The sequence below is a fragment of the Olsenella profusa F0195 genome, from assembly GCF_000468755.1.
Lineage (GTDB): Bacteria > Actinomycetota > Coriobacteriia > Coriobacteriales > Atopobiaceae > Olsenella_F > Olsenella_F profusa.
Window position 1 is genome coordinate 118715 of sequence record NZ_AWEZ01000061.1, and the last position, 26144, is coordinate 144858.

The 26144-nt window shown below is 63.2% G+C and carries 27 protein-coding genes and 1 pseudogene; 11 read left to right on the forward strand and 17 right to left on the reverse strand.

Going from position 1 to position 26144, the window contains the following annotated elements:
• Positions 1 to 345 precede the first annotated feature (345 nt).
• Entirely contained in the window at positions 346 to 1107 is a 762-nt protein-coding gene (locus tag HMPREF1316_RS09270; protein WP_021726691.1) for an NAD-dependent epimerase/dehydratase family protein, read from the reverse strand.
• Between HMPREF1316_RS09270 and HMPREF1316_RS09275 the strand changes: the two genes are divergently transcribed.
• Positions 1092 to 1940: a DUF4143 domain-containing protein gene (locus tag HMPREF1316_RS09275; protein WP_021726761.1), complete on the forward strand. Its 849-nt coding sequence runs from the start codon at positions 1092 to 1094 to the stop codon at positions 1938 to 1940. The genes HMPREF1316_RS09270 and HMPREF1316_RS09275 overlap by 16 nt on opposite strands.
• A gap of 52 nt (positions 1941 to 1992) precedes the next feature.
• Here HMPREF1316_RS09275 and HMPREF1316_RS09280 read toward each other — a convergent pair.
• Positions 1993 to 2427, reverse strand: a pseudogene (locus HMPREF1316_RS09280) (amino acid--tRNA ligase-related protein); the annotation flags it as partial.
• 145 nt (positions 2428 to 2572) lie between these two features.
• Between HMPREF1316_RS09280 and HMPREF1316_RS09285 the strand changes: the two are divergent.
• Together HMPREF1316_RS09285 and HMPREF1316_RS14510 are read left to right on the forward strand one after the other, a co-directional pair.
• Positions 2573 to 2971: a Fur family transcriptional regulator gene (locus HMPREF1316_RS09285; RefSeq protein ID WP_051332986.1), complete on the forward strand. Its 399-nt coding sequence runs from the start codon at positions 2573 to 2575 to the stop codon at positions 2969 to 2971.
• Positions 2972 to 3091: 120 nt separating this feature from the next.
• Positions 3092 to 3313, forward strand: a complete 222-nt coding sequence (locus tag HMPREF1316_RS14510; protein WP_198009640.1) for a GAF domain-containing protein — start codon at positions 3092 to 3094, stop codon at positions 3311 to 3313.
• A gap of 12 nt (positions 3314 to 3325) precedes the next feature.
• On the opposite strand, the gene HMPREF1316_RS09295 is transcribed toward HMPREF1316_RS14510, so the two are convergent.
• From HMPREF1316_RS09295 to HMPREF1316_RS14515, 10 genes are all read right to left on the reverse strand, one after another.
• The gene (locus HMPREF1316_RS09295) at positions 3326 to 3994 is read right to left on the reverse strand and encodes a phosphoribosylanthranilate isomerase (RefSeq protein WP_021726653.1); all 669 of its coding nucleotides are present in this window, start codon (positions 3992 to 3994) and stop codon (positions 3326 to 3328) included.
• A 37-nt stretch (positions 3995 to 4031) separates the two neighbouring features.
• Entirely contained in the window at positions 4032 to 4883 is an 852-nt protein-coding gene (locus HMPREF1316_RS09300; RefSeq protein ID WP_021726715.1) for an NAD(+) diphosphatase, read from the reverse strand.
• Between the two features lie 97 nt (positions 4884 to 4980).
• Positions 4981 to 5436, reverse strand: a complete 456-nt coding sequence (locus HMPREF1316_RS09305) for a hypothetical protein (RefSeq protein ID WP_021726745.1) — start codon at positions 5434 to 5436, stop codon at positions 4981 to 4983.
• Between the two features lie 188 nt (positions 5437 to 5624).
• On the reverse strand, positions 5625 to 5927 hold the full coding sequence (locus HMPREF1316_RS09310) for a hypothetical protein (RefSeq protein ID WP_021726672.1): 303 nt from the start codon (positions 5925 to 5927) through the stop codon (positions 5625 to 5627).
• Positions 5928 to 5951: 24 nt separating this feature from the next.
• Positions 5952 to 6236, reverse strand: coding sequence for a hypothetical protein (locus HMPREF1316_RS09315; protein ID WP_021726707.1), 285 nt, complete (start codon positions 6234 to 6236; stop codon positions 5952 to 5954).
• Between the two features lie 55 nt (positions 6237 to 6291).
• Positions 6292 to 6762 carry a hypothetical protein gene (locus tag HMPREF1316_RS09320; protein ID WP_021726644.1) on the reverse strand — a complete coding sequence of 157 codons (471 nt, stop codon included), beginning with the start codon at positions 6760 to 6762 and terminating at the stop codon, positions 6292 to 6294.
• A 44-nt stretch (positions 6763 to 6806) separates the two neighbouring features.
• Positions 6807 to 12005, reverse strand: a complete 5199-nt coding sequence (locus tag HMPREF1316_RS09325) for an amidase domain-containing protein (protein ID WP_021726711.1) — start codon at positions 12003 to 12005, stop codon at positions 6807 to 6809.
• 155 nt (positions 12006 to 12160) lie between these two features.
• Positions 12161 to 12988, reverse strand: a complete 828-nt coding sequence (locus tag HMPREF1316_RS09330; RefSeq protein WP_040652040.1) for a Cof-type HAD-IIB family hydrolase — start codon at positions 12986 to 12988, stop codon at positions 12161 to 12163.
• A gap of 30 nt (positions 12989 to 13018) precedes the next feature.
• Complete coding sequence (locus tag HMPREF1316_RS09335) at positions 13019 to 13543, reverse strand: PTS sugar transporter subunit IIA (RefSeq protein WP_021726756.1); 525 nt, start codon at positions 13541 to 13543, stop codon at positions 13019 to 13021.
• Complete coding sequence (locus HMPREF1316_RS14515) at positions 13530 to 13829, reverse strand: hypothetical protein (protein WP_198009641.1); 300 nt, start codon at positions 13827 to 13829, stop codon at positions 13530 to 13532. Before HMPREF1316_RS14515 ends, HMPREF1316_RS09335 begins: the two co-directional genes overlap by 14 nt.
• A gap of 334 nt (positions 13830 to 14163) precedes the next feature.
• On the opposite strand from HMPREF1316_RS14515, the gene HMPREF1316_RS09345 reads away from it, so the two are divergent.
• The 6 genes from HMPREF1316_RS09345 (at position 14164) to celB (ending at position 19358) form a co-directional block, all read left to right on the forward strand.
• A complete protein-coding gene (locus HMPREF1316_RS09345; RefSeq protein WP_021726652.1) occupies positions 14164 to 15054 on the forward strand; it encodes a MurR/RpiR family transcriptional regulator in 891 nt (296 codons plus the stop codon).
• A 198-nt stretch (positions 15055 to 15252) separates the two neighbouring features.
• Positions 15253 to 16692, forward strand: a complete 1440-nt coding sequence (locus HMPREF1316_RS09350; protein WP_021726746.1) for a 6-phospho-beta-glucosidase — start codon at positions 15253 to 15255, stop codon at positions 16690 to 16692.
• A 78-nt stretch (positions 16693 to 16770) separates the two neighbouring features.
• Positions 16771 to 17103, forward strand: coding sequence for a PTS lactose/cellobiose transporter subunit IIA (locus HMPREF1316_RS09355; protein WP_021726673.1), 333 nt, complete (start codon positions 16771 to 16773; stop codon positions 17101 to 17103).
• 41 nt (positions 17104 to 17144) lie between these two features.
• Entirely contained in the window at positions 17145 to 17441 is a 297-nt protein-coding gene (locus HMPREF1316_RS09360) for a PTS sugar transporter subunit IIB (RefSeq protein WP_021726640.1), read from the forward strand.
• Between the two features lie 84 nt (positions 17442 to 17525).
• Positions 17526 to 17948, forward strand: a complete 423-nt coding sequence (locus HMPREF1316_RS09365) for a hypothetical protein (RefSeq protein ID WP_021726723.1) — start codon at positions 17526 to 17528, stop codon at positions 17946 to 17948.
• 30 nt (positions 17949 to 17978) lie between these two features.
• Positions 17979 to 19358 (forward strand): PTS cellobiose transporter subunit IIC, encoded by a 1380-nt coding sequence (gene celB / locus HMPREF1316_RS09370; RefSeq protein WP_021726674.1) that lies wholly within the window; start codon positions 17979 to 17981, stop codon positions 19356 to 19358.
• Positions 19359 to 19516: 158 nt separating this feature from the next.
• On the opposite strand, the gene HMPREF1316_RS09375 is transcribed toward celB, so the two are convergent.
• Positions 19517 to 20962: a glycoside hydrolase family 1 protein gene (locus HMPREF1316_RS09375; RefSeq protein ID WP_040652083.1), complete on the reverse strand. Its 1446-nt coding sequence runs from the start codon at positions 20960 to 20962 to the stop codon at positions 19517 to 19519.
• Between the two features lie 150 nt (positions 20963 to 21112).
• Here HMPREF1316_RS09375 and HMPREF1316_RS09380 point away from each other — a divergent pair, with 150 nt between their 5' ends.
• Complete coding sequence (locus HMPREF1316_RS09380; protein WP_040652041.1) at positions 21113 to 22012, forward strand: MurR/RpiR family transcriptional regulator; 900 nt, start codon at positions 21113 to 21115, stop codon at positions 22010 to 22012.
• A gap of 11 nt (positions 22013 to 22023) precedes the next feature.
• Positions 22024 to 22545: a methylated-DNA--[protein]-cysteine S-methyltransferase gene (locus HMPREF1316_RS09385; RefSeq protein ID WP_021726650.1), complete on the forward strand. Its 522-nt coding sequence runs from the start codon at positions 22024 to 22026 to the stop codon at positions 22543 to 22545.
• A 43-nt stretch (positions 22546 to 22588) separates the two neighbouring features.
• Here HMPREF1316_RS09385 and HMPREF1316_RS09390 read toward each other — a convergent pair whose 3' ends face one another.
• The 4 genes from HMPREF1316_RS09390 to rpsA form a co-directional block, all read right to left on the reverse strand.
• A complete protein-coding gene (locus HMPREF1316_RS09390; protein ID WP_040652084.1) occupies positions 22589 to 23197 on the reverse strand; it encodes a lytic transglycosylase domain-containing protein in 609 nt (202 codons plus the stop codon).
• 78 nt (positions 23198 to 23275) lie between these two features.
• Positions 23276 to 23872, reverse strand: a complete 597-nt coding sequence (gene coaE / locus HMPREF1316_RS09395; protein WP_021726709.1) for a dephospho-CoA kinase — start codon at positions 23870 to 23872, stop codon at positions 23276 to 23278.
• A gap of 53 nt (positions 23873 to 23925) precedes the next feature.
• Positions 23926 to 24342: an Rcat domain-containing protein gene (locus tag HMPREF1316_RS09400; RefSeq protein ID WP_021726736.1), complete on the reverse strand. Its 417-nt coding sequence runs from the start codon at positions 24340 to 24342 to the stop codon at positions 23926 to 23928.
• A 277-nt stretch (positions 24343 to 24619) separates the two neighbouring features.
• Positions 24620 to 25786, reverse strand: a complete 1167-nt coding sequence (gene rpsA, locus HMPREF1316_RS09405; RefSeq protein WP_021726717.1) for a 30S ribosomal protein S1 — start codon at positions 25784 to 25786, stop codon at positions 24620 to 24622.
• Positions 25787 to 26144: the final 358 nt, after the last annotated feature.

The window sequence follows — 26144 nt, forward strand, 5'->3', positions numbered from 1 at the left end:
CCTTCCCCAAATTGCCGGTCCATTCCAGTCCCTTGGTATCAACCTGGTTATTGTCGCAGTTTATTGATGCAATCTTGCTCTTATGTCCACAGTATTACCGTTCTCCCACGTGCGGAGAAAGGAGGCTGCTATTCAACCCCCACCAGAGACTGCGAGGGTCTTCTTTTCTAATAGGCGCCTTCGATCTCTTATGGGGCTCGTGATGTGTGCCACCTCGGCGTGGGCGCCATAGTTCCAGCTCGTGCGCTCGCACTCGGGACACCAGTGCCCGCCCTCCAGCACCAGGTGCGGGCTCGCTCCTGAGGCCCCGCTCACCGCACAGGGACTGGTGCATCTGGTAGGTGCTCACGCGGGGCAGGCCTCGCCGCCACCGACGTTGTAGACGTGGCCCCAGAACGCGCCTGGCAGGCTCCCCGCGGCATCGTATGAGGCCAGGTGCGCCATCATCGTACACGAGTCACGATCCGAGATGTACTCGAGCACGTTGTCGAGGCAGTTGTGAAGCTGGATGGCGTCGCGGATCCTGGCCATGGCGGGACCGGTGATGCCCGTCTGGCGCAGGCTGACCCAGCGCCCGAGGCCCCACTCGATCACGTATCGCTCCGCGGCGACCTTCGAGACGGCATAGTAGTCGAACATGCTCGGCTCGATGGGGTCGCCAACGCGCCCCCAGTGGATGGGCGGCATGCGGTCGCCCGTCTCGACCACCATGCCGATGTAGACAAGGGTGGTGGCGTCCGCCTGCCCGAGCTCCCTCACGGCCTCCACGAGATTACGTGTGCCACCAAAGTTGACTCGCATGGCGGTCGTGGGATGGTAGTCCGCAGCCGGCGAGACGAACGCCGCCATGTGCAGCACGAGATCGCAGCCTTCGAGGCAGGCCACGAGCGCTCCGCGGTCGTCGAGGTCTCCCCAGACGATGCTGAGGCCGGCCCGCCCTAGGAACGGTAACATCGACGGCGACATCGCCGCGCGGTTCCTCTCGAAGTCCCGCACGAGGAGCGTGAGATCGTACTCCCTTCCCACGCTGGGCAGCATCGCCTTGAGCGAGGCCATGCCCATACCGCCCGAGACGTCCGTCATGAGGACCCTTGGGATGCGGCTCACGCTACTTCCCCCTCATGGAGGGCAAACCGTTCTCGGAGCTTGAGATGCGTACGTTCGATGGCCTTTTCCTGGACTTTTGCATCCTAGGCGGCATGCCTGTGGTAGTCGCGTCATTCATCGAGAGCGGAACCTTCGAGCGCTCACTCCAAACCCAGCGGCAACTCATCGCCGATTACGAGGAGGGCATCCGCAAGTATGCGCAGGGCCTCGACCAAGGTCGCATTCTCAACGCCTTCAGCAGCATCCCGTTCCAACTCGCGAGGGAGAACAAGAAGTTCCAACTATCCAAGGTTAAGACGGGTACGCGCTTCAGGGACTACCGTGGGTGCATCGAATGGCTGGAGACGGCGGACATTGTGAACGTGTGCAGGCGTCTCGAGTTTCCAGAGCTGCCGCTGAGGGGCAACTATGCCGAGAACATGCTCAAGGTCTACTTTGGCGATACGGGACCGTTCGTGTCGATGCTCGACGATGGGGCGAGCGAGGACCTACGGGTGAACAAGAACCTTGGCGTCTACGAGAGTGCCCTCTACGAGAGCATCGTCGCCGAAGCACTGACGAAGCAGAGGTATGGCTTACATTATTACAAAAAGCCCGACTCGACGCTTGAAGAGGACTTCTTCCTGCACACCAAAAGCGAGCTTGTGCCCATAGAGGTCAAGGCAACGAGGGGTACCTCAAAGTCTCTCAGGCAACTCATCTCCTCCGGTACCTATTCGGACATTAGCTGGGGCATCAAGCTGCATCGAGGAAACATCGGTGAGAGCGTCGGAATCGTCTCGACACCCTACTTCACCGCATTCTTGCTGCGCAGATACCTGGCGAAACAGTGACCTCCTCGCTCGCCGAGACGTGCCACCGGACGAGGAGGGTGCAGGCTCCCAGCTAGGAGTCCGCATTTCCCACGGTACGCGGGTGCGGGATGACGTCACGGATGTCGTCCACGCCCGTGAGGCACATCACGGGGCGCTCGAAGCCCAGCCCGAAGCCCGCGTGGCGGCATGTGCCATAGCGGCGCAGGTCCAGGTAGTACCCGTACTGACGGGAGTCCATGCCCAGCTCCGCGATGCGCCGCTCGAGCACGTCGAGGCACCCCTCGCGCCGGGAGCCGCCGATGATCTCGCCGATGCCCGGCACGGGGCAGCCCGCTGCGGCCACGGTCCTGCCGTCGTCGTTTCGCCGCATATAGGAGGCCTCGATGGCCGCAGGGTAGCCCGTCACGGACGCTGGCCTCCCGAAGTGGCGCCCGGTGAGGTAGCGCTCGTGCTCGGCCTGGAGGTCGACGCCCCGGCCCACGGGATGCTCGAACGTCTGGGCAGCCGTCCGGGCGTCCTCCAGGCTCGTTGCAGCGCCCATCACCATAGCGCGATGGCCCATCCCGCCACAATGAGGTTCACTCCGAGGCATGGGGTATCATGTTTGGGCCAATGTCAGGAGGCGAGGTGACAGAACGCGGGGAGGCGCCATGGCCAGGGCGATGCGACATTCGCGCCAACGCGACATGATCTATGAGTACCTCTGCGGCACACGGGAGCATCCCAGCGCCGAGACCATCTACTCTGACCTCAAGAGATCCTGCGAGAGTCTGAGCCTCGCCACGGTCTACCGCAACCTCAGGCTCCTCCAAGGGCTTGGGCAGGTGCGTGCCGTTGCAATCGTCAACGGTACCGAGCGCTTCGAGTCCGTCTATCGCGAGGAGCACGCACATTTTGCTTGCATCGAGTGTGGGCGCGTGTTTGACATACCGGACGTCCTGCCCGACACGGCATGCATCGCCGCACAGAGCCCACACATCGGTCGCATCGACCATACCACCCTCACGCTGCGCGGCGTCTGCGCAGACTGCCTTTCCAAGCAAGGCTAGATGGCACGCGGGCGTCTGGCACGGTGCTCCCCCGGTCGTGAGAGGTTCTCTCGAAGAGGCTGCCTCCCCTGTCGACCGGCGCTCGCTTACGATCGAGCCGCGCGGGACATCACCCAGCTCGTGCCAAACGTGCACGAGCTCCCCGGTCACATCGCCTGTGACAGCGCCTCGAATGCCGAGGTCGGCATCGCCCCGCACGACACGCACGGCCAGGTGGTGGCCGTGCTCGACCTCGACTCCCCCATCGAGGGATGCTTCGACGAGGAGGACGCCCGTGGTCTCGGGCTCGCGGGTCACGCCATCGGGCGCGCCGCCGACCTCACACAGCCAGCGTTGGCGTAGCGGCCCCCCTGGCTACCCACCATCCGTCGCACGAACGGCAGCAACCACGTCACAGATCTTGTCCGGGTCGTTGAGCCGATCCGATTCGATGCCAGAATCGATGTTGACGCCCCAGGGATGCAGGCGTGCTATCGCGGCACCCACGTTCCGCTCGTTCAGACCGCCCGAAAGGATGTAGGGACGCGCCAGGCCTCCGACAAGCAACCAGTCGAAGGGCCGCGAGCTGCCCCAGGAGCTGTTGAGCATCACGATGTCGGCGCGGCTGTCGTTGGCACGCTCTATGTCGGAGGCATCGTGCACGTGGATGGTCTGGATGATGGGCACGTCCGCCAGCTCGGTGAGGAACGTGATGTAGGCGTTGTCCTCATCGCCCTGCAGCTCCACCACATCAAGCACCTCGTCCGCCAGCTCGGCCACCATGCCCAGGGGCTGGTTGCAGAAGACCCCCACGGCAGGGATGGTGGGATCGAGCCTGTGAACGAGGCCCCGCAGCTTGCCGAGGCCCACATGCCTGTGCGAGCTGGGCCAGTCGACCACAAAGCCACAGAGGTCGGGACGCGCCTCGTTGACGGCACGGACATCCTCCTCGCAGAACAGGCCACTCAGCTTGACGCGCGTGAACGGATCCCCGCTGTAGAGGATGTCGTGCGTGATGATGGAGGTGGCCCTACGTCCCAGCATATGCGCTTTCCTTCCCCGACGTCCATCCGAATGGCCCCTACGCCCTGGGTTCCTTGCCCCGGGCGAACAGCACGATCATCTCGTTGGTGAGGCTGGACGTATCATAGCGCCCGCCCAGCTCGGCGAGCAGGTCGCCACGACGCACCCACTCCCCCCAGGAGAGCTCGTCGTGGTCGACGTGGATGGTGGGGTCACTCGTCACATCGCAGAAGAAGCCCGAGAGCAGGGTGTCCGTGAACGACCACGGCTGGCTCTTGTAGTAGCGCAGGTTGGTGACGGCAAGGCCGACCTCCTCCCCCACCTCCCGGTGGACGGTGCCCTCCAGCGTCTCGCCGAACTCCGTGAAGCCCGCCACAAGGGCCGGCTTGCGGTAGCCCTGCGCATAGCGCGTGAGCAGGATATGGTCGCCGTTGGTCACGCCCACGATGACGGCGGGGTTTATGCGGGGGTAGACGACGTTGCCGCAGGAGGCGCAGGCGAGCTCGCGGCTCGTGGGCACATGGCCCAGCTCGGCGCCACAGCGCCCGCAGTAGCGGTTGTCGCGATACCAGCCATGGAGCTGATAGGCCGTCTCGTCGGCGAAGGCCAGCCAGCGCGGCTCCGCCTGACGGAGCGCGTAGATGGGCTCAAAGGAGAACCCCTCGCACGCTGGGGCAGGCTCGCGCTCCACCAGAAAGAAGGGCTGGTCGTCTATCGCAAAGAGGTAGCGGCACCGGAGGTCGTGCGGAGACGTCCCCCAGTCGGCAAGCCGCGGAAGCGTAAGGGTGCCGTCCTCGTCGATGCGCATGAGCGCCTTGTTGTTGCGGAAGGCAAGCACATGGCTGCGTGCCGTGGGCGCGGTCACACGGAACGAGTTGTCAAAGCGATGGGCACCGATGTCTTGAATCACTGGGCATCCTCACGGTACAAGGCCACAGGGGGCATCCCAGGCGTCTCCTGCAAGGGCACCCCCACGTTCGATGCGATGATAGACCCTCTCATGCGCGTCATCCCTCGAGCCTTGTCTCCACCCTATAGAACACCCAGCGCCCGTCCTCCCGCCTCAGGTACCACCTGTCGTGGGAGTGCGACGCACCGCATGCCTCGCTCCCGTCCGCGCGGTAGTACGTGTCGGAGAACCTGACCGTGAGCACGACCTCGTCGTCGCCGTCGTACTCCGCGCCGACGACCATGATGGGAGTGACCTCGGCCCTCGTCGCATCGGGGTAGTACGTCTGCCGCCGGAAGTCGAAGGACCTCTCATACAGCGCCCCGTCGAGCTCCTCAGACGCCGGAGGCTCCGCCGTGCCCGCCATGACCGCACGGGCACGCTCCAATGTTGGCCAGAACGTTACCTCGGCGCGGGTTGCCCGGAGCGCCCTCAGGGCGACGGGGGCAAGGAGCGCCACCAACACAATGAGCAGCCCGGCCGCCAGCAGTCGAGGCATCCTTCCCTTCCCCATGCGGCAGCCTCCCTCCGCTTGTTGCGGCGTTCATCCCCCTGATGATAGGTCGCAACCAACCACCGACCAATTCGCGCGAGGTGCCAGAGGCACAGCACGCTGCGGCGCATGATCGAAGACCCCTGCACCCGCCCCACTCGAGAACCATTGGAACCGACGGCGTGCCTGGATCTCCCATGGCGCCCGCGTCACATGGGAGAGGGGCCATCCCCCTCAGGTACCTCGCGCCTCGACCTGGCCAGGGCCTCGCCCAACACATCCTCGCTGCGTCGCAATTGTCTGCGCGTCTCATCGACGTGGTCATCGCATGCCGACAGGGCCTGGCTCATGGACCAGCGCAGCGCCTCCACGACCTGGGAGTCGCCATAACGAACGCTGGCAGCAAAGAGGTCGTTGAGCTCGTCTCGGGACGCAACCGCCGCACGCACCGCGTCCTCACGCCTCTCACACTCCATGCGCAGGGAGCGTGTCCCATCGTGCTGCGCGCTCATGCGCGCTTCTGCGGGAGCCACCGGCTACCCACCGATCCCCATCAGCGACTGCGCGATGAGCTCGTCGCCCTCCTGGAAGGTGACGCCAATGCGCTCCAACGCGTCGGCATCACGGGTGAGGGACGACGCGTACTTAGAGAGAGTCTCCTCGTATCGCTGCGCGCGCTCGTCATGGTCGGCGGGAGGCACCCCGTCGGACGTGCCGGACGCGCTCTGTGTCGTGAACGACACGTACTCATCGAGCGCAGAGAGCATCTCGGCCTTCTTCTGCGAGGCCACCCCCATGTTTGACGCGATAGAACCGCTCATGCACCTGTCCTTCCTGTCATCAAGGCGCACTGCCCATCCATGTAACGTGTCCCTGTTACGGTTTGGTCTCGATCTTGTAGACCACCCAGTCGGACCCTTCCTTCCTCACGTGCCACTTGTCGGACGAGTGCGAGGACCTCATGTCCACCGCGCCGTCCGCGCGGTAGCCAGTCCTCGAGAAGCTGACCGTGAGGGTTGCCTCGTCGTCACCCTCGAACTCCACGTCCAGCAGCTCAATGGGCGAGATGTCAAACCGCACCACGTCAGGATAGTATTCCCTCCGTCGCGCAAACGCCCAGTCGCACAGCTCCCCGTCCCGCTCCTCGGAGGGCGCGGGGTCCGCCGTGCCGTCCATGATGGCCCGGGCACGCTCAAGCAGCGGCTGAAACTCGTCGCCATACCGCTCCACACGAGCTTGCCGCTCGGCCTCCTGGCGCTCCTGATCGCGCTCGACGTGGTAGCGCCACGCCCGTGTAGCAAGGAGCCCGACCGCCACGGCCACCACACCAGCAACGAAAAGGATCATGCGACGCCTCCTATTGCCCATGACACTGCCCCCAACCCCTGTTATTAGTCAAAGCATTCGTCCTTGAGCTTTACGATATGAACCGACTCCCCATTATCGCCCATAGTTTCCTTCATGCTAACGTCTTGGGATGGTCCTCCTGCCGGTGCATTCGTATTGCCTGAATAGTAGATCTCACCGTCCTTAACCTTAGTAACTATTGTCGCGTGGTGCACGCCATCGCCATCATCCCAATACAGTAGATCACCTGGTTGAACTGTTTGGGCAGCTTCCTGAATGTCACTCTCGACACGCTCTGTATCGCTTGTGTTGTTCTTGTTATAGGAACCAATATCAATGGTACCGTTCGTATAGCCATTCTTTGGATCACTAAAGTACTCATACTGATCCCTTGCGGCACCCCATGGATTCGACCACGTATATCGATTCCCTCGATCATCGGTTCCCTGCTGTACACCGTAGTGGAAGCCAAACAGATTTCCTACACCGAGGCGGTTGTCAACCCTGCCAATAAAGTCACCAAATCCATTTGAATAAAGCCAGCTTAGAGGCCCATGGAATTCGTCAGCGGTACACATGAACCAATCCTTGCTCATTTGCATTCCACCGGCATATAGGGCCTGAGAGACGAAGTTAGCGCAATTGGACCCAAATGAAGGGTAGTTGGGATTACGCTTGTTAGGATCATCCGTCGCATATTGATGCGCATAGTCCACCGCATCCTGACGGCTCAGGCCCAGGAGGTCCACGAAGTCCAGCGGCTGCTGGCAGCAGTAGGAGTACCTGTTGGCCGTAGCGGGGCGCCGGGCATACCCGCGCAGGGGATCCGCCGACATGAACTGGCCCGTGTTCGGCAAGTACTGGCGTGCCTGCGCATAGAGCCCCTGCGTCACACCGTCCTTGAGATACCCGGTGTATGAGAACGGGACGTTCAGCACGTCGCTCTCGAACGCGCTGTTGCCGAACTCGTCGTACCCAAAGCTCGACAGCACGTCACCCTTCTCGTCGAGGATGCGGGAGACGCTCCCGAGGGGATCCTGCGTGACGGATGCCGCTTTGCCCTCGTCCGTGTCCACGGCGACGAGGTTGCCGCCACCCCACAGGTAGCTTTGACTCAGATGCCCATCGACGATGGTCTGTGCCAGGTTGTTGCAGGGCCTCGTTGGATCGAGGACGTACTCGACGGTATCCGCCGCTCCTTCGGCCAGCTGTCGTCTCGTCGTGCGCCTGCGCAGCATGCCATCGTACGCATAGCGTGCCATACGGCCATCCGCGCGGCGCGCGCATGCAAGACGGTTGAGGGCATCATACTCGTACGTCGCGTCAGGCTCCCCGTTGACCATGTCCGCGACCAGGTTGCCGCGGCCATCGTAGCGGTAGTCATGCTCGCCCTGGGCATCTGTGGCATGTACAAGCTGGTCGAGCGCATTGTAGCTGTAGTCGGTCGTGCCCTTCCGCACATCCTTCAGCCTCGTTCTGTTGCCAAAGGCGTCGTACTCGTAGGAGCGCAGGGCCTTGCCGTCCCGCGTCACGCCTACCAGGTGGTTGAGCTCGTCGTAGTCATAGGCATACGCGCCTGAGAGGTCGGGCATGCCGCGGCGCTGGGCGCACACGGCGCTCTTGTTGTCGCACAGGTCGTACGCATACGAGAACTCGTCCAGGGGGCCTGCGGCATCGTAGCTGGAGAGGTGCGTGAGACGCCCGCGTGCGTCGTGGCCCAGGCGCATGCCGGTGCCGTTGGAGTAGGTGCGTGCGGCCAGGTTGCCGTTCGCGTCATACTCGTATGCGACGTCAAGGCCCCGCGCATGCACGCCGCTCAGGCGCAGGGCCTCGTCATAGTCGTAGGACGTCCGCATGCCTCCGGGATAGACGACGCTGCGGAGCTCGTCTCCCCTGCCCCAGTCGTAGCGCATCTCGCGGCCCGCATGGTCACGCGTGCGCGTCATGTTGCCCACCGCGTCGTAGGCAAAGCTCGTCGTGCCCAGCCAGTCGCGCAGCTCGACGAGGCGCGAGAGGGGGTCGTAGGCCATATGCGTGGTGCGTCCGTCCGCGAAGGTGGCGGCGCTCATCCTCCCCGCACCGTCAAAGCCGAACGAGGTGACGTACCCATCCGCATCGGTGTGGGCCCTCATGCGCCCCATGGCGTCGTACGCCGCCCGCTCCCGGTTGCCGAGCGCGTCCGTGATGCAGGTCACGCGGCCAAGCACGTCGCGCTCATACGAGGTCGTGCGAGCATGTGCCGTGCCATCCGAGCCCAGGCGCTCGGCGCGGGTCAGGTTGCCGAGCGCATCGTGCTGGTAGCGCGTCACGGCACCGGAGGCTTCCACGACCTCCCGCAGCCTGCCGGAGGGCGTATAGGCATACGAGGTGACGTTGCCCTTCCCATCCGTCTTGGACACCCGATTGCCCATCGCATCGTAACCATATGACTTTGACTGCCCCTGGCTGTTGGCGATCCTCGTGATGCGATTCATGGCATCGTAGGCGTAGCTCAGCTCATAGCCGTTCTGGCTCGTCTTGCTGGTGATGTTGCGTGCCGCATCGTAGCCGAAGGTGAGGGACGTCCCATCCGGATTGACGATCTGGCGCAGCAGGCCATCGGGCAGGTAGTCGTAGCTCGTGACCCTCGACGCCGCGTCCGTCACGCGGGAGAGGTCGCCGAGCGCGGTGTACTCGTAGCTGGTCGTGCGGCCCAGGGTATCGGTGCACGACGTGAGCCTGCAGGCGGCGTCATACTCTCGCTGCAGCTGGTTGCCCAGGGGATCCACCTCGAGCACGAGGTTGCCCATGGCGTCATAGCGGTAGTACGTCGTGTTGTCCAGGCCATCGCTCACCGAGCGCACACGGTCAAGCAGGTCATACGTCGCCCGGGTGCTCGTTCCGTCGGGTAGGAGCATCTTCGTCCGATTGCCGTTGAGATCATACTCGAAGCCCACGGAGATGCCCAGCGCGTTGGTCACCTTGGCCACGTTGCCGCGCGCATCGTACTGGAACGTGGTCGCGGCGCCCGCGGCATCCACATCCCGTATCAGCTGGCCCATGGCGTCGTACTCGCGTCGGCTCTCGTTGCCGTCCTTGTCCACAAAGCGGATGGGACGCCCCATGGCGTCATACTCATAGGAGACGGACGTGCCATCGTAGTCGACCATGCGCAGGAGCAGGCCGCATGCATCGTACTTGTAGCTCCGGTGGTTACCCTCCGCGTTGACCATGCGCGTGACGTTACCGAGCGCGTCATGCTCGAACGACATCCTGTTGCCGTTGGCATCCACCCGCGCGGCAAGCAGACCCCGTTCGTCGTACTCATAGCGCTCCACGGCGCCCTGTGGTCCCACCGCAGTGGTCATCATGCCAAGCGCGTTGTGCTCGAAGGTCGCAACGGAGCCATCAGCGCGCGTGATGCTCGTGACATCGCCCTCCTCGTTATGCGAGAAGCGCGTCTCGTTGCCCACCGCGTCGACGGTCCTGAGGATCTGGCCCCGCTCGTCATACTCGTTGCGGAAGACCATCGTGCCGTCCACGGCACCACGGACGGGCTCATTGAGGGCATTGTACTCGTATGTCGTACGCTCACCCAGCGGGTTCTCGGCACAGGTGAGGTTACCCACCTCGTCGAACTGGTACCTGCTCGTCAGGCCACGAGGGTTGGTGACACGAGTCTTGAGGTTCTTCTCGCTGTAGTCCATGCGCTCCACGGCATCGCCACGCCGCACCTCGATCGTGCGGAACAGCCCGTCATGCACGTATGTAGACTCGTTACCCAGTTGGTCGGTCATCGCAACCCGCATGCGGTCGTCGTCGTAGGCATACGAGATCACGCCACCGTCGGCAAACTCCTGGCGCACGACACGCCCCTCGGCGTCAAACGCGTTGCGCAGCTCGGTGATGCCCCGTGCGTTCGTCACCGAGGAAAGGTAGCCATGGGAGTCGTACGAGAACGACGTCCTGGCACCAGACTCCGTCTCCAAACCGGAAACCTGACCCTCCTGGGAGGAGAAGGCAAGGTGACGCCCCGTGTCATCGGAGGCATGCACCAATCGGCCCCGTTCGTCGTAGGCAAAGCGGATGACGGGGCCACGCGTGCTGCGAGCACAGGCAAGCAGGCCATCCCCATCATAGTCGAGAACGACACCCCGACCCAGGCGATCGAGGATGGAGAGGCATCTGCCCTCGGCGTCAAAGCGATAGCCGATGCCTGATGCCGAGACATAGAGGTAACCCTCGCCCTCGCGCTCCAGCGTGTCCGCCTGACCCAGCAGATGGGTGAAGCCCTCCTCCGGCGTGCCCAGGAAGATCTCGCCATGGCCGTCCTCCCTGGTAACAACTGCCCGGTTGAGCCCCACAGACAACGAGACAGCAAAGGAATGGATCCAGCCTCTCCCCAAGGGGGACTCGTGGGTGTTGTGGGAGTTGTAGAACAGGCGCAGCGAGATGCGAGGCCTGCAGTCAAACGCAAGGTAGTCATAGGCATAGATGAAGTTGCCTGTGGCCAGGTTGACCGGGTCGCCCCCATAGGCGCAGCAGTCGCCACCCTCGCCCATGAGCGCCATGACGACGGACCTCATCAGGTCGCTGGACAGCATGTCGGCACCCAGCCTCTGCGCCGCATTCGCATACTTGCCGATGAGGTCCAGCGTCGCCCAGGAGAGATCGGCACCCGACAGGTCATAGGTGCCGGTCGCAGGATCGTAGCGCACCGCCTCCATGGCCGCCGTGGCCTGGTCGAGGACGTCCATCTCGGATGACGAGGAGGCATAGATCGACGAGTCCGACGCATACGCGAGCGCCTTCTCAAGCTGCTGACGCAGACGGCCCATGGAGTCCTGGTTTCCCTGCATGACCTGACGCGCATGGCCGCATGCATCGGGATTCTGGTCGCTGTTGTCGCTGACCCAACGCTCCAGGTCGTCGTTCACGTGCTGGAGGCTGCTGATGCGATTGGCTAGGTCATCGGTGTCTATCACACCCGATCCATCGGCCTCGAGCTCGGACAGGCGATCAAGGTCCGTCCGCATGTCCGAGCCATACGCCTCGAGAAAGACGGTCTGCTGCATGAGGGCGGGAACCTTCACGCGGCGAAGATAGTCGAACATGCTGCGATAGGCCTCACCGTCACACACGTTCGCGTCCGTGGACAGGCCGTTGAGCCGCTCGATCTGGGATTGGCATGCCTGAGCCTGGCGGCTCACCAGCTGGCTGTTCTCGCTCACTGTTCCCTTGAGCGCCGTAACGTTGATAAGCATGTGCATCACTCCAGCAATGGTGGGCTGCCATACAACTGGCTTTAAGATTATGGGCAAGTCATTAATGATCACCCATCAACGTTATCTATCAACATAACAACGCCATATGCCTTGAGCAAAGGCGAAACCAAGCTGATGACCCCCCGGTCGCTGTCTCAGACGAGCCCAAAGTGGACGAAGCCGTTCCAGAGGCCGTCCACGTCCACGCCCGTGGTCACGAAGTCGGCCGCGGCCTTGGCCTCCTCCCCTCCCGAGCCCATGCAGCAGCTGGCCCCACAGGCCTCAAAGAGCGGGATGTCTATCTTGGTGTCCCCAAAGGCGATGGCGTCGGCGGACGTGGCACCCAGGTGCTCCAGCAGCAGGCGCACGGAGGCGGCCTTGTCGATGCCGCCCACACCGAGGTCGCCGAAGAGCGCCCGCTCCCCCACACCGCCCCAGGTATGTGCCTCAAGCTCGGGAAACGCTCGGGCACTGTCCAGATGGTCCTGGTAGCTCCCCAGCACGAAGCTCACCTTGTTGACGTCATCGCGGTAGAGCTCGCCGCCGAACACGAGGCCGCACATGATCTGGTCGACCTCGAGCTCGTCGGCGTGGGGAGTCCCCTGGCCATGCACATAGGCCTGGAGCGCCGCGCGGGCTCCCTCCCGGAAGTCCTCGCTGACGTAGAGGCCACTGTTGGACTCCAGGTAGAAGGGCAGATGACGATCGTGCAGCCAATCGATGACCCGCCGTTCCACCTCGATGGGGATGCCCCTGTGGAAGATGACCGCGCCATCGCTCTCCACGTAGCCTCCGTTGGCCCCGATGAGGCCATCCAGTGCGAGCTCGGCATCGATGGCCGCCATCTCCGCCTTGCTGCGCCCCGTGCAGGCATACACCCTATGCCCGTTGGCGCGCGCCCGCCCCACGGCGCGGCGCGCGCTTTCGGGCAGCCGATTGCCGTAGTCCACGAGGGTCCCGTCCACGTCCACAAGGACAACCATCACAACACGCCCCCCCTCGAACGATACGAGCTACGTCGCAAACGTCACCACGACATCGCCGGCATCGACGTCTCCCTCATGCGCCAGATCGACCGAGGCGAGGTCATCGGTGTTCGTGAGCGCCATGATGACCACGGTGTCATGACCCGCGGCGGCGATCCTCTGCTTGGAGAACGAGAGCAGGGGCTCACCGGCGCTCACATGGGCGCCCTGCTCGGCAAAGACCGTGAAGCCATCGCCATGCATCTCCACCGTGTCCACGCCCACGTGGATGAGGACCTCGGCGCCAGCGTCACCCGTGATGCCGATGGCATGGAAGTTGGGTGCGCCGGCGGCGGTGAGGGTGCCGGAGACCGGGGCGTACACCGTCTCGTCCGTGGGTTCGATGCCACAGCCCCTGCCCATGGCCCCACAGCTGAAGACCTCGTCGCTCACGTCCTCCAGCTTGATGACCCTGCCCGTGACGGGCGCGAGCACCTGCCCCGCCCGTGCGGTGACACCCAAGGCCTCGGGCCGTGTGGGTCCCGCCTTCCTGAATCTGTCAAAGAAACCCATGGTCTTGCTCCCCTCTGCGCGTTCGCGCATCGTGTGATGACGCCTCCTGGCGTCGCTTGCGCCCATGCATCCGCCGGGACGCTAGGCTCGTAGGCCCCGAGTGGCCTGCGCGGACAGCGCGTCTGCGCAGGCATGCCCGGCGACTCGAGTGCGGAGAGGTCGGGTCGATGATCTCCACGCACACGAAGCGTCCCTCCTCGAAGCGGTAGTGGAAGGTCTGGCAGTTGCAGAATGTCTGGCAGTCCACCTCGAAGAGGGCGAGCCACCGGCGGTAGAAGTCGAGCATGACACCGGCATGGCTCACCATTGCTTGCGATGATCCTCTTATACCACCAGAAGCTGTCCTTACGCGAGCGAGCGTGCCGTTGCCGTCGTTGTCCTTGTCTAGTTGGTGAGCGGCAGCACCACAAGCCGGGAGGGACTAGGACGCGACCACGCTTCTCTACCGTATGGCCGCGCTTGTGCCCTGGAGGTATGGAACCGTTTCCCTTTTGCGCTACCGTATGCCAATGTCTTCGGTTACAGCCCCTACGCTACAACACCAGGGCATTGTCCCGTTCCCGGAACACCGGGATGACCACGTTGGCGGGCGATGTCCTGCACGAGGATGGTGATACGACATGAGCACCATTGATGCGCTACAAAGGACGGGCAGCCTTACGACCAGCGAGCGGGTGGTCGCATCGTACATCCTGGACCATCCCGAGGAGACCTCGCGCATCTCGGCCCGCGAGCTTGCCCGGCGCACGTACACCAGCCCCACGACGGTGTTGCGCCTCTCGAAGAAGCTGGGCTTTGCCAGCTTCAACGACCTCAAGGTCAACATCGTGTCAGACCTCAAGCGTCTGCCCGTGCATGACACGAGCATCCATGCCTCGGACAACGCCCTTGCCGTCATGAACAAGATCGCCCAGCTCAAGAAGAGCGTTGTGGAGCGCATGCGGGAAAAGACCTCGCCCGAGCTGCTCCAGCAGGCCGCCGACCTCATCGTCAGCGCCACCTACGTGGACATCTTTGCGCGAGACACCCCCGCCTCCGCGGCGGACTATGCGTCGCACCAGTTCCTCACCGAGGGACACATAGCCAACGTGTACGAGGACCTCGACCGCATGGTCTACCTCTCCATGGTCATGCCGCCCGACCACATATGCCTCGTCATGAGCCGCAGCGGAACAGACCAGACGCTGATGCACGTCGTCCAGAACATCCAGCAGCGCGGGGCGAAGACCATCGCCCTGACGGCAAACCGCACGTCTCCCTTGGCGCGCATGTGTGACATCTCGTTCGAGCTGCTCTTCAGCCAGGACTCCCATCGCCTGGGCAACATCCTGTTCGCAACGGCCGCAGGCTACCTCTTTGACATGCTCTTCGCGCTGGTCCTCTCGGCCTCGTACGATGACGTCGTCGGCCTCGTGGACAGCTATAACAGGCTCTACTACGACAAGCTCGACCGTGCCAGGGACAGGGGCAAGCGTACCTCCGACGCCCCCTATGCAGTCGATGACCTCTAGCGGCGATGCGGCGGCCTCGTCGTTTGCCCATGACACATCGACGGCGCATTGTCACAGAGAATGACCTGTATATGTCAGGATGTTCAGACACAATGCTCCTTTCTTAGGGATGTCCAATCCTCCATCGTTCCCCCACAGAAGATACTGGGGGCATCGAGCGGTGACGGAGATGTCGCCGCAGGGAGGAAGGGGGACAGCATGGCGTTTCCACGTGACTTCCTATGGGGCGGTGCCGTGGCGGCCCACCAGCTCGAGGGCGCCTATGCCGAGGGCGGCAAGGGGCTGTCCACTGCCGACGTCATGACGGGCGGCGCCCACGGCGTTCCCCGGAAGATCTGTCCCGAGGGGCCCGTCGAGGGGGCATGGTACCCCAACCACGAGGCGATCGACTTCTACCACACCTACAAGGAGGATATCGCCCTCTTCGCCGAGATGGGCTTCAGGTGCTTTCGCACATCCATCAACTGGACACGCCTGTTTCCCGAGGGCGATGAGGCCGAGCCGAACGAGGAGGGCCTGAGGTTCTACGACGACCTCTTCGACACCCTGCTGTCCCACGACATCCAGCCCGTCATCACGCTCTCGCACTTCGAGATCCCCCTGGGGCTCTGCACCAGGTATGGCGGTTGGAGGAACCGCAGGCTCATCGACCTCTTCGCGCGCTACGCCACGACCTGCTTCGAGAGATGGCACGACAAGGTCACGTACTGGATGACCTTCAATGAGATCGACAACCAGTTCGCCGCGCAGAACGACGTGTTCTCATGGACGAACTCGGGCTATCTCACCAGTGGGGAGACCGACAGAAAGCGCACTATGTATCAGGCCTCGCACTACGAGCTGGTGGCGAGCGCACAGGCCGTGGCCGCCGCCCATGCCATCGACCCCACGCTCAAGGTCGGTTGCATGTGCTCGAGCAAACTCACCTACCCCTTCAGCTCGAACCCCGATGACGTGCTGCTCGCCGATGACGAGAATCACGCCATGTACCTCTACACGGACGTCCAGGTGCGTGGCACCTACCCAAACTACGCGCGCAGGCTCTTCGAGCGCGAGGGCTATGACCTGGACATAACCACCCAGGACCTCTCGGACCTCAGGACCGGCACCGTGGACTACATCGGTTGGTCCTACTACATGACGCATACCGTCAAGAGCGATGTCGATCATGACATCTCGGACAGCGTCGACAACAGCAGCAGCCACACGGTCAAGAATCCCTACCTCAGGGAGACCGAATGGGAGTGGACCATCGACCCCACGGGCATGCGCATCCAGCTCAAGCGCCTCGACGAGCGCTACAACGGCATCCCGCAGTTCATCGTCGAAAACGGCATCGGCATCGTCGAGACCCTGGATGAGCACGACACGGTCGAGGATGATGCCCGCATCGACTACCTGCGCTCGCACATCGAGCAGATGAGGCTTGCCGTGGAGGAGGATGGCGTCAACCTTTTGGGCTACACGCCCTGGGGCTGCATCGATCTGGTCTCGTTTGGCACGGGCGAGCTGCGCAAGCGCTATGGCTTCATCTACGTGGACAGGAACGATGACGGCACGGGCACGGGCAGGCGCTTCAAGAAGAAGAGCTTTGACTGGTACAGGCGGGTCATCGCATCCAATGGCGAGGTTCTCTAGGCTCACGCGCTCCTGCCGCATCCGCGGCACCACTGCACCCCATGGTCCCCGACATCACGAGCGCAAGGAGGTGATTTCATGTCAGACAACATTGCACAGGACAACGAGGAGCTCTCGTTCGGTCTCATCGCAGCGTCCGGTGCTGCTCGCAGCCTTGCCTTCGAGGCGCTCAAGGAGGCCCGCAACGGCAACTTCGACAAGGCGGACGAGCTCATGAGACAGTCCCAGGAGACGTTCGTCTCCGCGCATGACACGCAGACGCAGCTGCTCACGCGCGAGGCGCAGGGCAATCACATCCAGCTCGACGTGATTCTCGTGCACGCCCAGGACCATCTCATGACGTCGATGCTCGCCCAGGAACTCATCGTTGAGCTCATCAACCTGTACAGGACCAAGCAGGACAAGCAGTGACAACGCGTAAATGATGGATGACAACCGAGGAGGTCAGAACGATGAAGGTGCTGCTCGTATGCGCCGCAGGCATGTCAACGAGCATGCTCGTCAAGAAGATGAGGGACTACGCCAAGGACAAGGGCGTCGACCTTGACATCGATGCGCGCCCCGTGGGCGAGCTCAAGGATGGCGAGGGTCTCGATGCGGTCCTCCTGGGACCCCAGGTCTCCTATCAGAAGGACAACGTGGTCAAGAAGGTGGGCGACACGCCCGTGGGCGTCATCCCCATGCTTGACTATGGCCGGCAGAACTGCCCGAACATCTTCAAGCTGATTGACGAGCTCACGTCCAAGTAGCAGATGCGACAGCGCATGCAGGAGGACTCGATGGCACGGAAACTGAACGGGAAGGTAGAGCGGTATGCACGAGAGCGTCAGCGGATGGGTGCACGCAGCAGTCGCTACCTGCTGATACGCTATGGCGGTGCCGTCCTCTTCTTCCTTGACCTCTTCTGGGCCATGCTTCTGGGCTTCTATCGGACCCCCCTGCTGCTGCTTCCTGTGGCGGGCGTTGCTGGCAACATAGTGTCCGCCATGGAGGTGACCGCGGCCTTGGATGGCACGCGGGAACGCCTCCCCAAGACCAAGGTCGTCCTTGAGGCATCCGGCGTCTGCATGCTGCTCGTCGCGCTCCTCATCCCACTCGTGGGCAATGAGCCGCTCTTCCCCTTCCTGTCGTCCTCCCTCGTTGCGGAAGTCCCCTGCATTGGCGCCTTGCTGCTTCGTGTCCTCCTCTTACATAGGGCGAACCAGATCAGCGCCAGAAGCGACAGGAAGTATCAGACCTATCGCAAGATGCTCTGACACGGTTCTGCCCCTCGAAAGGAGGTAGCTATGTTCAAGTTCCTGGAAAAGTATCTCATGGGTCCCATGCAGAAGTTCTCGATGTACAAGCTCGTGCGCGCCATCACGACGGCGGGCATGGCGTCCATCTCCTTCACCGTCGTGGGCTCCATCTTCCTGATCCTGTCCATCATCCCGCAGGTCTTCCCCGCGCTTGCAGGGGTCTTTGCCGCATCGTTTGACAAGATCACCGACCTCTACATGCTCGGCTACTACGCCTCCGTCTCCACCATCGCCATCTACTTCCTCATCGCGACGACCCATGAGTACGCCAGGATATTCGCAGATGAGGACGACGTGGACGTCAAGCCACTCAATGCCGTGCTGCTGAGCGTCTTCATGCTCTTCATGCTCATGCCTCAGCTGCATTTTGCCGATGGCATCATTGCCTGTGTGACGACCGTCGCACAGGATGAGTCGGGCAGCTATGCGGGCAGCATCATCAATGGTTGGTCCATTGCCGGCAGCGGCATCGAGAGGCTGGGCGCCATCGGCATCTTCGAGGCCATCATCGTTTCGTGGGCGTCCGTGCGCCTCTATGTGCTGTGCGTCACCGAGCACATCGTCATCAAGCTGCCCGACGTCGTGCCCGAGGGCGTTGCCCGCTCGTTCACCGCGCTGATTCCCGCCCTGTTCATCGCGCTGGTCTCCATGCTCGTCCAAGGCCTGCTCGCCGTTCTGGGCACCGACTTCTACCAGCTTATCTCCATTCCATTCGGCTTCGTCGTCAACCTCACGAACACCTGGCTGGGCATCCTGGTCATCTACTTCCTGATCCATGCCCTCTGGCTGGTGGGCATCCACGGCGCCACCATCGTCACGTCCTTCCTGCAACCCATTGCCCTGGCAAACTTTGCCTCCAACGCCACGGGTGCCACCAACTACGTCTGGGCCGGCGAGTTCAACAACTCGTTCGTCACGGTCGGTGGCTCCGGCGGCACGCTGCTCCTGACGTTCATGCTGCTCTTCCTGGCCAAGTCCGAGCAGCTCAAGGCCATCGGCACGGCCGAGGTCGTTCCCGCCATCTTCAACATCAACGAACCGCTGCTCTTTGGTCTGCCCATCGTGTATAACCCCGACCTGGCCCTCCCCTTCTTCCTCGCCCCCATGGCCGAGGCGACGATCGCCTACTGGGCCATCACGCTCAAGATGATCCGCCCGGTCATGGCGAACATGCCGTGGCCCACTCCCATCGGGATCGGCGCCTTCATATCGACCGGCGGGGACTGGCGTGCCATCATCGTCGCCATCCTCTGCGTGCTGGCCGCAGGCGCCGTGTACCTCCCGTTCTTCAAGCGCTACGATGCCAAGCTGTACAAGGAGGAGCAGGAGAAGCTTGCAGGGAACGAGGCCACCGAGGCCGCTGCCTAGCACGACTTGAGCCCACGCCCCCCCATCCTCCGGCACCTGTGGCAAGCATCGCCGCCCCGTCCTTACGGCCTGGGCGGCGATGCCGTAGGGTATGTCTCTGACAACGATGCGGGGGCCAGGTCCTCCCGTGGTAGATGGCGCGGCCCCCCCACGCAGTGCTACTCCAGATCTCCTCCGTTCGAGGCAATCACCTTCTGGTAGTAGTAGAAGCTGTCCTTGCGGGTGCGGTGCAGGTCTCCCGTGCCATCATCGTGCTTGTCCACGTAGATGAAGCCGTAGCGCTTGCGCATCTCGCCCGTACCGGCGGAGACCACGTCGATGGGCCCCCACCAGGTGTAGCCCATGAGGTCCACGCCGTCCGCCACGGCCTCGCGCATGGCCTTGACGTGGCTGCGCAAATAGTCGATGCGATAGGGGTCGTGGATGCGCTCCTGGCCATCCTCGACGACCACCTCGTCATAGGCACCCATGCCGTTCTCCACCACCATGAGGGGAATCTGGTAGCGGTCGTAGATCTCGTTGAGCGAGAAGCGCAGCCCCTCGGGATCGATCTGCCAGCCCCAGTCCGTCTGCCTGAGGTAGGGGTTCCTGCCGCCCAGGGACATGTTGCCACCAGTCTCCTGGACGTCACCATGGGTGCCCACGATGTTGCTCATGTAGTAGGAGAAGGCGTAGAAGTCGACGGTGCCTTCACGCAACAGCTCCTCGTCGCCAGGCTCCATCCTCACCTGGATGCCGTTCTCCTCCCAGAAGCGCCTGGCATAGCTGGGATAGGAGCCGCGCACCTGCACGTCGGAGCAGTACCAGTTCATGCGGCGCATCTCCGCCTGGTTGGCCAGCTGGTCGGCGGGATCGCAGGTGGCTGGGTACGTGAGGATGAAGCAGTCCATGTTGCCCATCCTCACCTCGGGATAGTGCTCGTGCGCATACTTCACCACCTTGGCCGAGGCGACGAACTGATTGTGCAGGGCGTTGTAGCGCTCGTTGATGTCGTCGCGCACATCGGCCGCGGTGCCCGTGAAGCCCTTGAGCGTCCCCAGCGAGAGCGTGACGCCCATCTTCATGGTGCCCGTGTTGATCTCATTGAACGTGAGCCAGTACTTCACCTTGTCGTGCCAGCGGTCGAGAATGCACCTGCCATAGGTGAGGAAGAAGTCCACCAGGCGGCGGTCCTTCCAGCCATCGTACTTTGCTGCCAGGTTGTAGGGCAGCTCGTAGTGGCTGATGGTCACCAGGGGCTCGATGTTGTGCTCATGCAGGCAGTCGAACACCCTGTCGTAGAACGCGAGGCCCGCCTGGTTGGGCTGTGTCTCCTCGCCCGTGGGAAACAGGCGCGCCCAGTTGATGGACATGCGGAACACCTTGAAGCCCATCTCGGCAAAGAGGGCTATGTCCTCCTCGTAGTGATGGTAGAAGTCCGTCGCCTCCCAGCTGGGATAGAGGGCGTGGGGATCGAACCGTGCATCTATCTGGCGTGGCGTGTTGACATCACCGCCACGCATGTGGTCAGGCACCGAGGCGCCCTTGCCGTCCACGTCCCATGCGCCCTCGTACTGGTTTGCCGCCGTGGCACCGCCCCAGAGGAACCCCTCCTGCATCTTCATGGCATCCTCACTCTCCCGTGCGCGCACGGCAGCCCATCTGTCGTGCGCAAAACGTCTTGTGGTTTCATAGTTACTAACTACCTGCTCGTTTACAAGCATATATGCCTATGATGGAACAGGATGAAACGCTCCGAGGAAAGGGGTCGCGGGATGATGGACGCCAACCTGCTCCGACGCGTCAGGCTGCTCGCACAGGGTCCCACGGGATCGAGGCACGCCATCGCACGGCTGCTCATGAGCGAGGGCTCGGGCCTCGGCGGGCTCACGATGGGCGAGGTGGCCCAGCTGAGCTACACCTCCAAGCCCTCGCTCGTGCGCTTTGCCCAGGAACTTGGCTTTACGGGATGGCGCGCGTTCGCGGACGCGTTCGTCGGCGCGGCACTTGCCCACGAGGAGCGCTCGCTCACTGGGCACAGCGTGGATCCCAACTTTCCGTTTGACGAGGACACGCCCATAGGGCGGCTCGCCACCAGCATCGCGCACCTGGAGGGGCATGCCCGGGGCTGCGTGCTGGATGCCTTGGATGAGGATGCCCTCACGGAAGCCGGGAGACGCATGACGGGGGCGCGCCAGCTGGTGTACTTCGGTGTCGCCCAGAACCGCTTCTTCGGGCAGAACCTCTCCTATCGCCTGCGGCAGATCGGCATGGACTGCCTGGTGCCCGAGCAGCATGACGCAGACCTGGTGGCGCATGGCATGGGTCCGGGGCACTGCGCGGTGCTCGTCTCGTACTCCGGGTCGGGTGAGCACAGGGCGCCGGCGGTCTTTCTGCCCTGCCTCACGAGGCGGGGCGTTCCCTGCGTGGTCGTCACCAACTCAGGTGACAACTACCTGCGTCATCACTGCGACTGCTGCCTCACCTTCCCGCCCGAGGAGCACCTCTATAGCAAGATCGCGGGCTACTACAGCGAGACGGCGACGAGCTTCCTGCTCGACCTGCTCTTCTCGATGTGCTTCCGACAGCACTACGCCGAGAACGCCCAACGCAAGCTGGATGCCGTCATCGCGAACGAACGTCGCATGCAGGCGACCGACATACTGCCTGAGTGAGGGTGATGGGCATGGCATGTTTCCATACGTGGTACGACTCGCCCCTCGGCAGGCTCTGCCTGTACAGCGACGGCGCGAGCCTCATTGGCGTGGAGTTCGAGCAGAGCCGCCACCCCGGTCCCGCCACGCGCATGGCGACCGAGCGGCGCGCTGACGCCCCACCCTTTGGCAGCACACGCCGCTGGCTTGACGCCTACTTCGCAGGCGAGCGGCCGCGGCCGGCGGACATGCCCGTACGACTGCTGGGCACACCGTTCCAACGGCGCGTATGGCGACGCATTGCCTCCATCCCCTACGGGACGACCGTGACGTATGGCGAGATCGCCCGCGCGGTGGGCAGTGCCCCGCGCGCCGTGGGAGGGGCGACGGGACGCAACCCCCTGCCCCTGGTCATCCCCTGCCACAGGGTGGTCGGGGCCGATGGCAGCCTCGTCGGCTTTGGCGGTGGCATGCGGCGCAAGGCGTGGCTGCTCGGGCATGAGGGCCGCACCATGACGCGCCTCTCGGTCCCCGCGCGGGGGCCGGCACTCTAGACGGCAGGACCCGCCCGTCCGGATGCCCTGAGGTTCGTCCCCCCTAGTACTTCGCCGCGATCCCCTTGGGATAGAGCGCCTGATAGCGACTGTAGGCGTCGTTGACACGTGCGAGATAGGAGGCCGTCTCGGCATACTGGATGTTGTCGGATATGTCTCCCCCGCCCTTCTGCCAGCCACTCACCTTGCCAAGCCCTGCGTTGTATGCCGCGACCGCCTCGTCGCGCGACCCCAGCGTGCGCTGAAGATAGCCCAGATATGCGACGCCATACTCGATGTTCACGATGGGATCTGTGAGCTTGTTGGGGTCATAGGTGGCCCTGTTCACCAAGCCCAGGCGCGCCACCTCAGCCGAGGTGGCCGGCATGAGCTGCATGAGCCCAACCGCCCCAGCACCCGAGCGGGCATTGGCATCCCAGCCGCTCTCGCACTTGATGACCGCACAGGCCAGATAGGGATCGACCCCCTGCTCCTTGCACGCCTGCTCGATGGTGTCCGCATACTTGACCGGGTAGATAAACGTGCGCGCCAACTGTGATGGCGCAACCGAAACGAATGCATCGACTCCCAACGAGACGGCTCCGATGATGACCATGATGAGTATGGGAAGGGTGCGGTACCACCGAAGGAAGTGGGCGTCCCTGCTATCCATGCACATTGCTCCCCTGCTGTGTTTTGGCTGCGTTTGCGTCGTCTGCACGGCGTAGGCGACACGTGGGAGCCCAGGCGCTCAGCGTCCCACATGCGTATCCCACCATAGTTGAACCTGTCTCAAAAGGCTATCGAGACTTCCTGCGTTTTCGATGATGGACGTGGCGTGACCCCTCAGATAGGCGTCGCTTGGCTGGTGGGCCCTACGCGCCAGGAAGTCCTCCTCGGTCATGCCGCGATCCAGGGCATGTGCCAGCCGCACGCCGGGCGGGCTCACCACACAGAGCACCTCATCGGCACGATCGAGCTGATCCTCCATGCGGTCGAGCAGGGGGACCTCCACCACGCACACGCGGGCCCCTGCTGCCCTCAGCTCCTGCAGGCGTCCGTCAAGCAGGCGCTTGATGTACGGCAGCTCGATGACCTCGAGCCTGTGGACGGCCTCTCCACTGGCGAAGGCGCGCGCTGCGAGCAGGGTGCGGTCGAGCGTCCCGTCAGGCAGAAGGAGGTCGCCCCCAAACACACGGACGACCTCCTTGAGACACGCGCTCTGGGGTGTCAGCACCTCACGTGAGAGCGCGTCCAGGTCTATACGCGCCGCCCCCAGGCGCTCGAGCTCACGAGCGACCGTCGACTTGCCCGAGGCGACGCCACCCGCAAGAAAGACTACGTACATGCCTGCACCCCTTCGCGGATGACCCGCTACGGCAGCGGCGCGCACCCCACTTGCTAGCTCTTGATCTCAAACTTCTGCTTGCACTGCGGGCAGGTGACGCGCAGCAGCCCCTTGCCCCGGGGAACGCGCACGCGCTGATGACAGTTGGGGCATATGCCATGCTTGTATGCGCGGGACTCCTGCCAGGCCACCACCGGGTCACGCAGCCAGGGACGCAGGGGGCCGACCGCAGAGCCAAAGGCATCGGCCTCCCTCTGGCGCGCGCCGCCATCGGTCGACAGCATGCGGAAGAGAGCGTAGGCCAACAGGAGCAGGACGATCACGCTCAGGAACATCCAGCGGCCGAACAGATTGATGATGAGCAGAATCACGGCCAGGCAGACCGCTGCATTGCTCAGCTCGTCCGCACCGTTGCGACCACGCATGAAGTCGCCCATCCCGCTGCGTGCGTCGTTACCGTTGTCCGCCATAGTCTCTCCTCCATTGGGGCGCCGCCCCACTCGTTCGGATGTGCTACTCCTGTTGTGGTACCCATTATGACAGTGCGGTGCGCGTCGTGCGCCAGACGCCTATGCCTCAAGCCCCGTGACAACCCTAGGACGCATGCGCAACGGCTGTCCCTCGTTCACGGCAGGAGCTGCCAGAGAGATGAGGGATCCTCCCATGACGCGTACGACACTGCGTATGCCACAAGGACGGGCCGCCCGCAGGCGGCCCCGCTGGCGGTGCGCATGACTGGGAAGAGGACTACTCGGTGGCCGCTGCGGCCTCGGGCTCCTCGCCCTCAAGGGGCCTGACCTCAACCTCGACGCCCAGCGTCTCGGCGGCGGACTTCATGGACAGGGAGATGCGACGACGGTCGAGATCGATCTCCATGACCTTCACCTGCACCTTGTCGCCCACGGAGCACACCTGGGAGGGCTGGTCGACGTGCTTGTTGGCCATCTCGGAGATGTGTACGAGACCCTCGACGCCGTCGCCGAGATCCACGAAGGCACCAAAGGTGACGAGCTTGGTGACGGTGCCCTCGACGATGGCGCCCACGGGGTACTTCTTGACGAGCGTGCGCCAGGGATCCTCGGTGGTCTGCTTGAGGCCGAGGGAGATGCGCTCGCGATTGAGATCCACGTCGAGCACCTGCACCTCGACCTCCTGGCCGACCTTGACGACCTCGGAGGGGTGGTTGACGTGGTTCCAGGAGAGCTCGGAGATGTGGATCAGGCCGTCGATGCCACCGAGGTCCACGAAGGCGCCGAAGTCCACGATGGACGAGACGGTGCCCTTGAGGCGCATGCCCGGCTGCAGCTTGGAGAGGATCTCGGAGCGCTCGGCCTTGCGGGCCTCCTCGAGCACCACGCGGCGGGAGAGGACGACGTTGTTGCGGTTGCGGTCCATCTCGATGACGCGTGCCTCGATGCGCGTGCCCAGATAGGCAGTGAGATCCTTGACGCGACGGAGGTCGACGAGGGAGGCGGGCAAAAAGCCGCGCAGGCCGATGTCGAGAATGAGACCGCCCTTGACGACCTCGATGACCTCGCCCTCGACGTTCTCGCCCGCGTTGAACTTCTCCTCGACGCGGTTCCACGCACGCTCATACTCGGCACGCTTCTTGGAGAGGATCAGGCGACCCTCCTTGTCCTCCTTCTGGAGCACCAGGGCCTCGATGGTGTCGCCCAGGGAGACGATCTCGGACGGATCGACGTCCTTGCGGATGGAGAGCTCACGGACGGGAATGACGCCCTCGGACTTGTAGCCGATGTCGAGCAGGACCTCATCGTGCTCGATCTTGACGACGGTGCCCGTCACCAGATCGCCCTCATCGAAGTCAGTGATCGTACCGTCGATGAGACTGTTCATCTCCTCGTCGGACACATCATCCAGGGAGAAGATGGACGAGTTCTGAATCTCACTCAAAGGTGGACCCCTTTCGAAAAAACGGGGCCCCGGTCTACATGGTCGCTGCCTAGGGCGCTCGGCGATGGCGTTGCGCAATTGGAAACTTACATGCTCTCGGGGGCCAACAGAAACGGTTGTAGAGGCGCTTTGCCCATACATAGTGAATCATACCTTGTTGCATTTGCCCATTGCAAGGCCATGGGACGAAATTCCGTGACAGACGAATGCACGGCGGCAGCGAGCGCAGCCCTGCGCCACTCTTCCGCAGCAACAAATCCTGAATAGAGCGCAGGACACCTACTCCAAGCAGCCCGGATGGGCTTTACTTTTTTGTCAAGTTTATAGAATGTTATGCGCGTTGTATTGTGTTGTATGC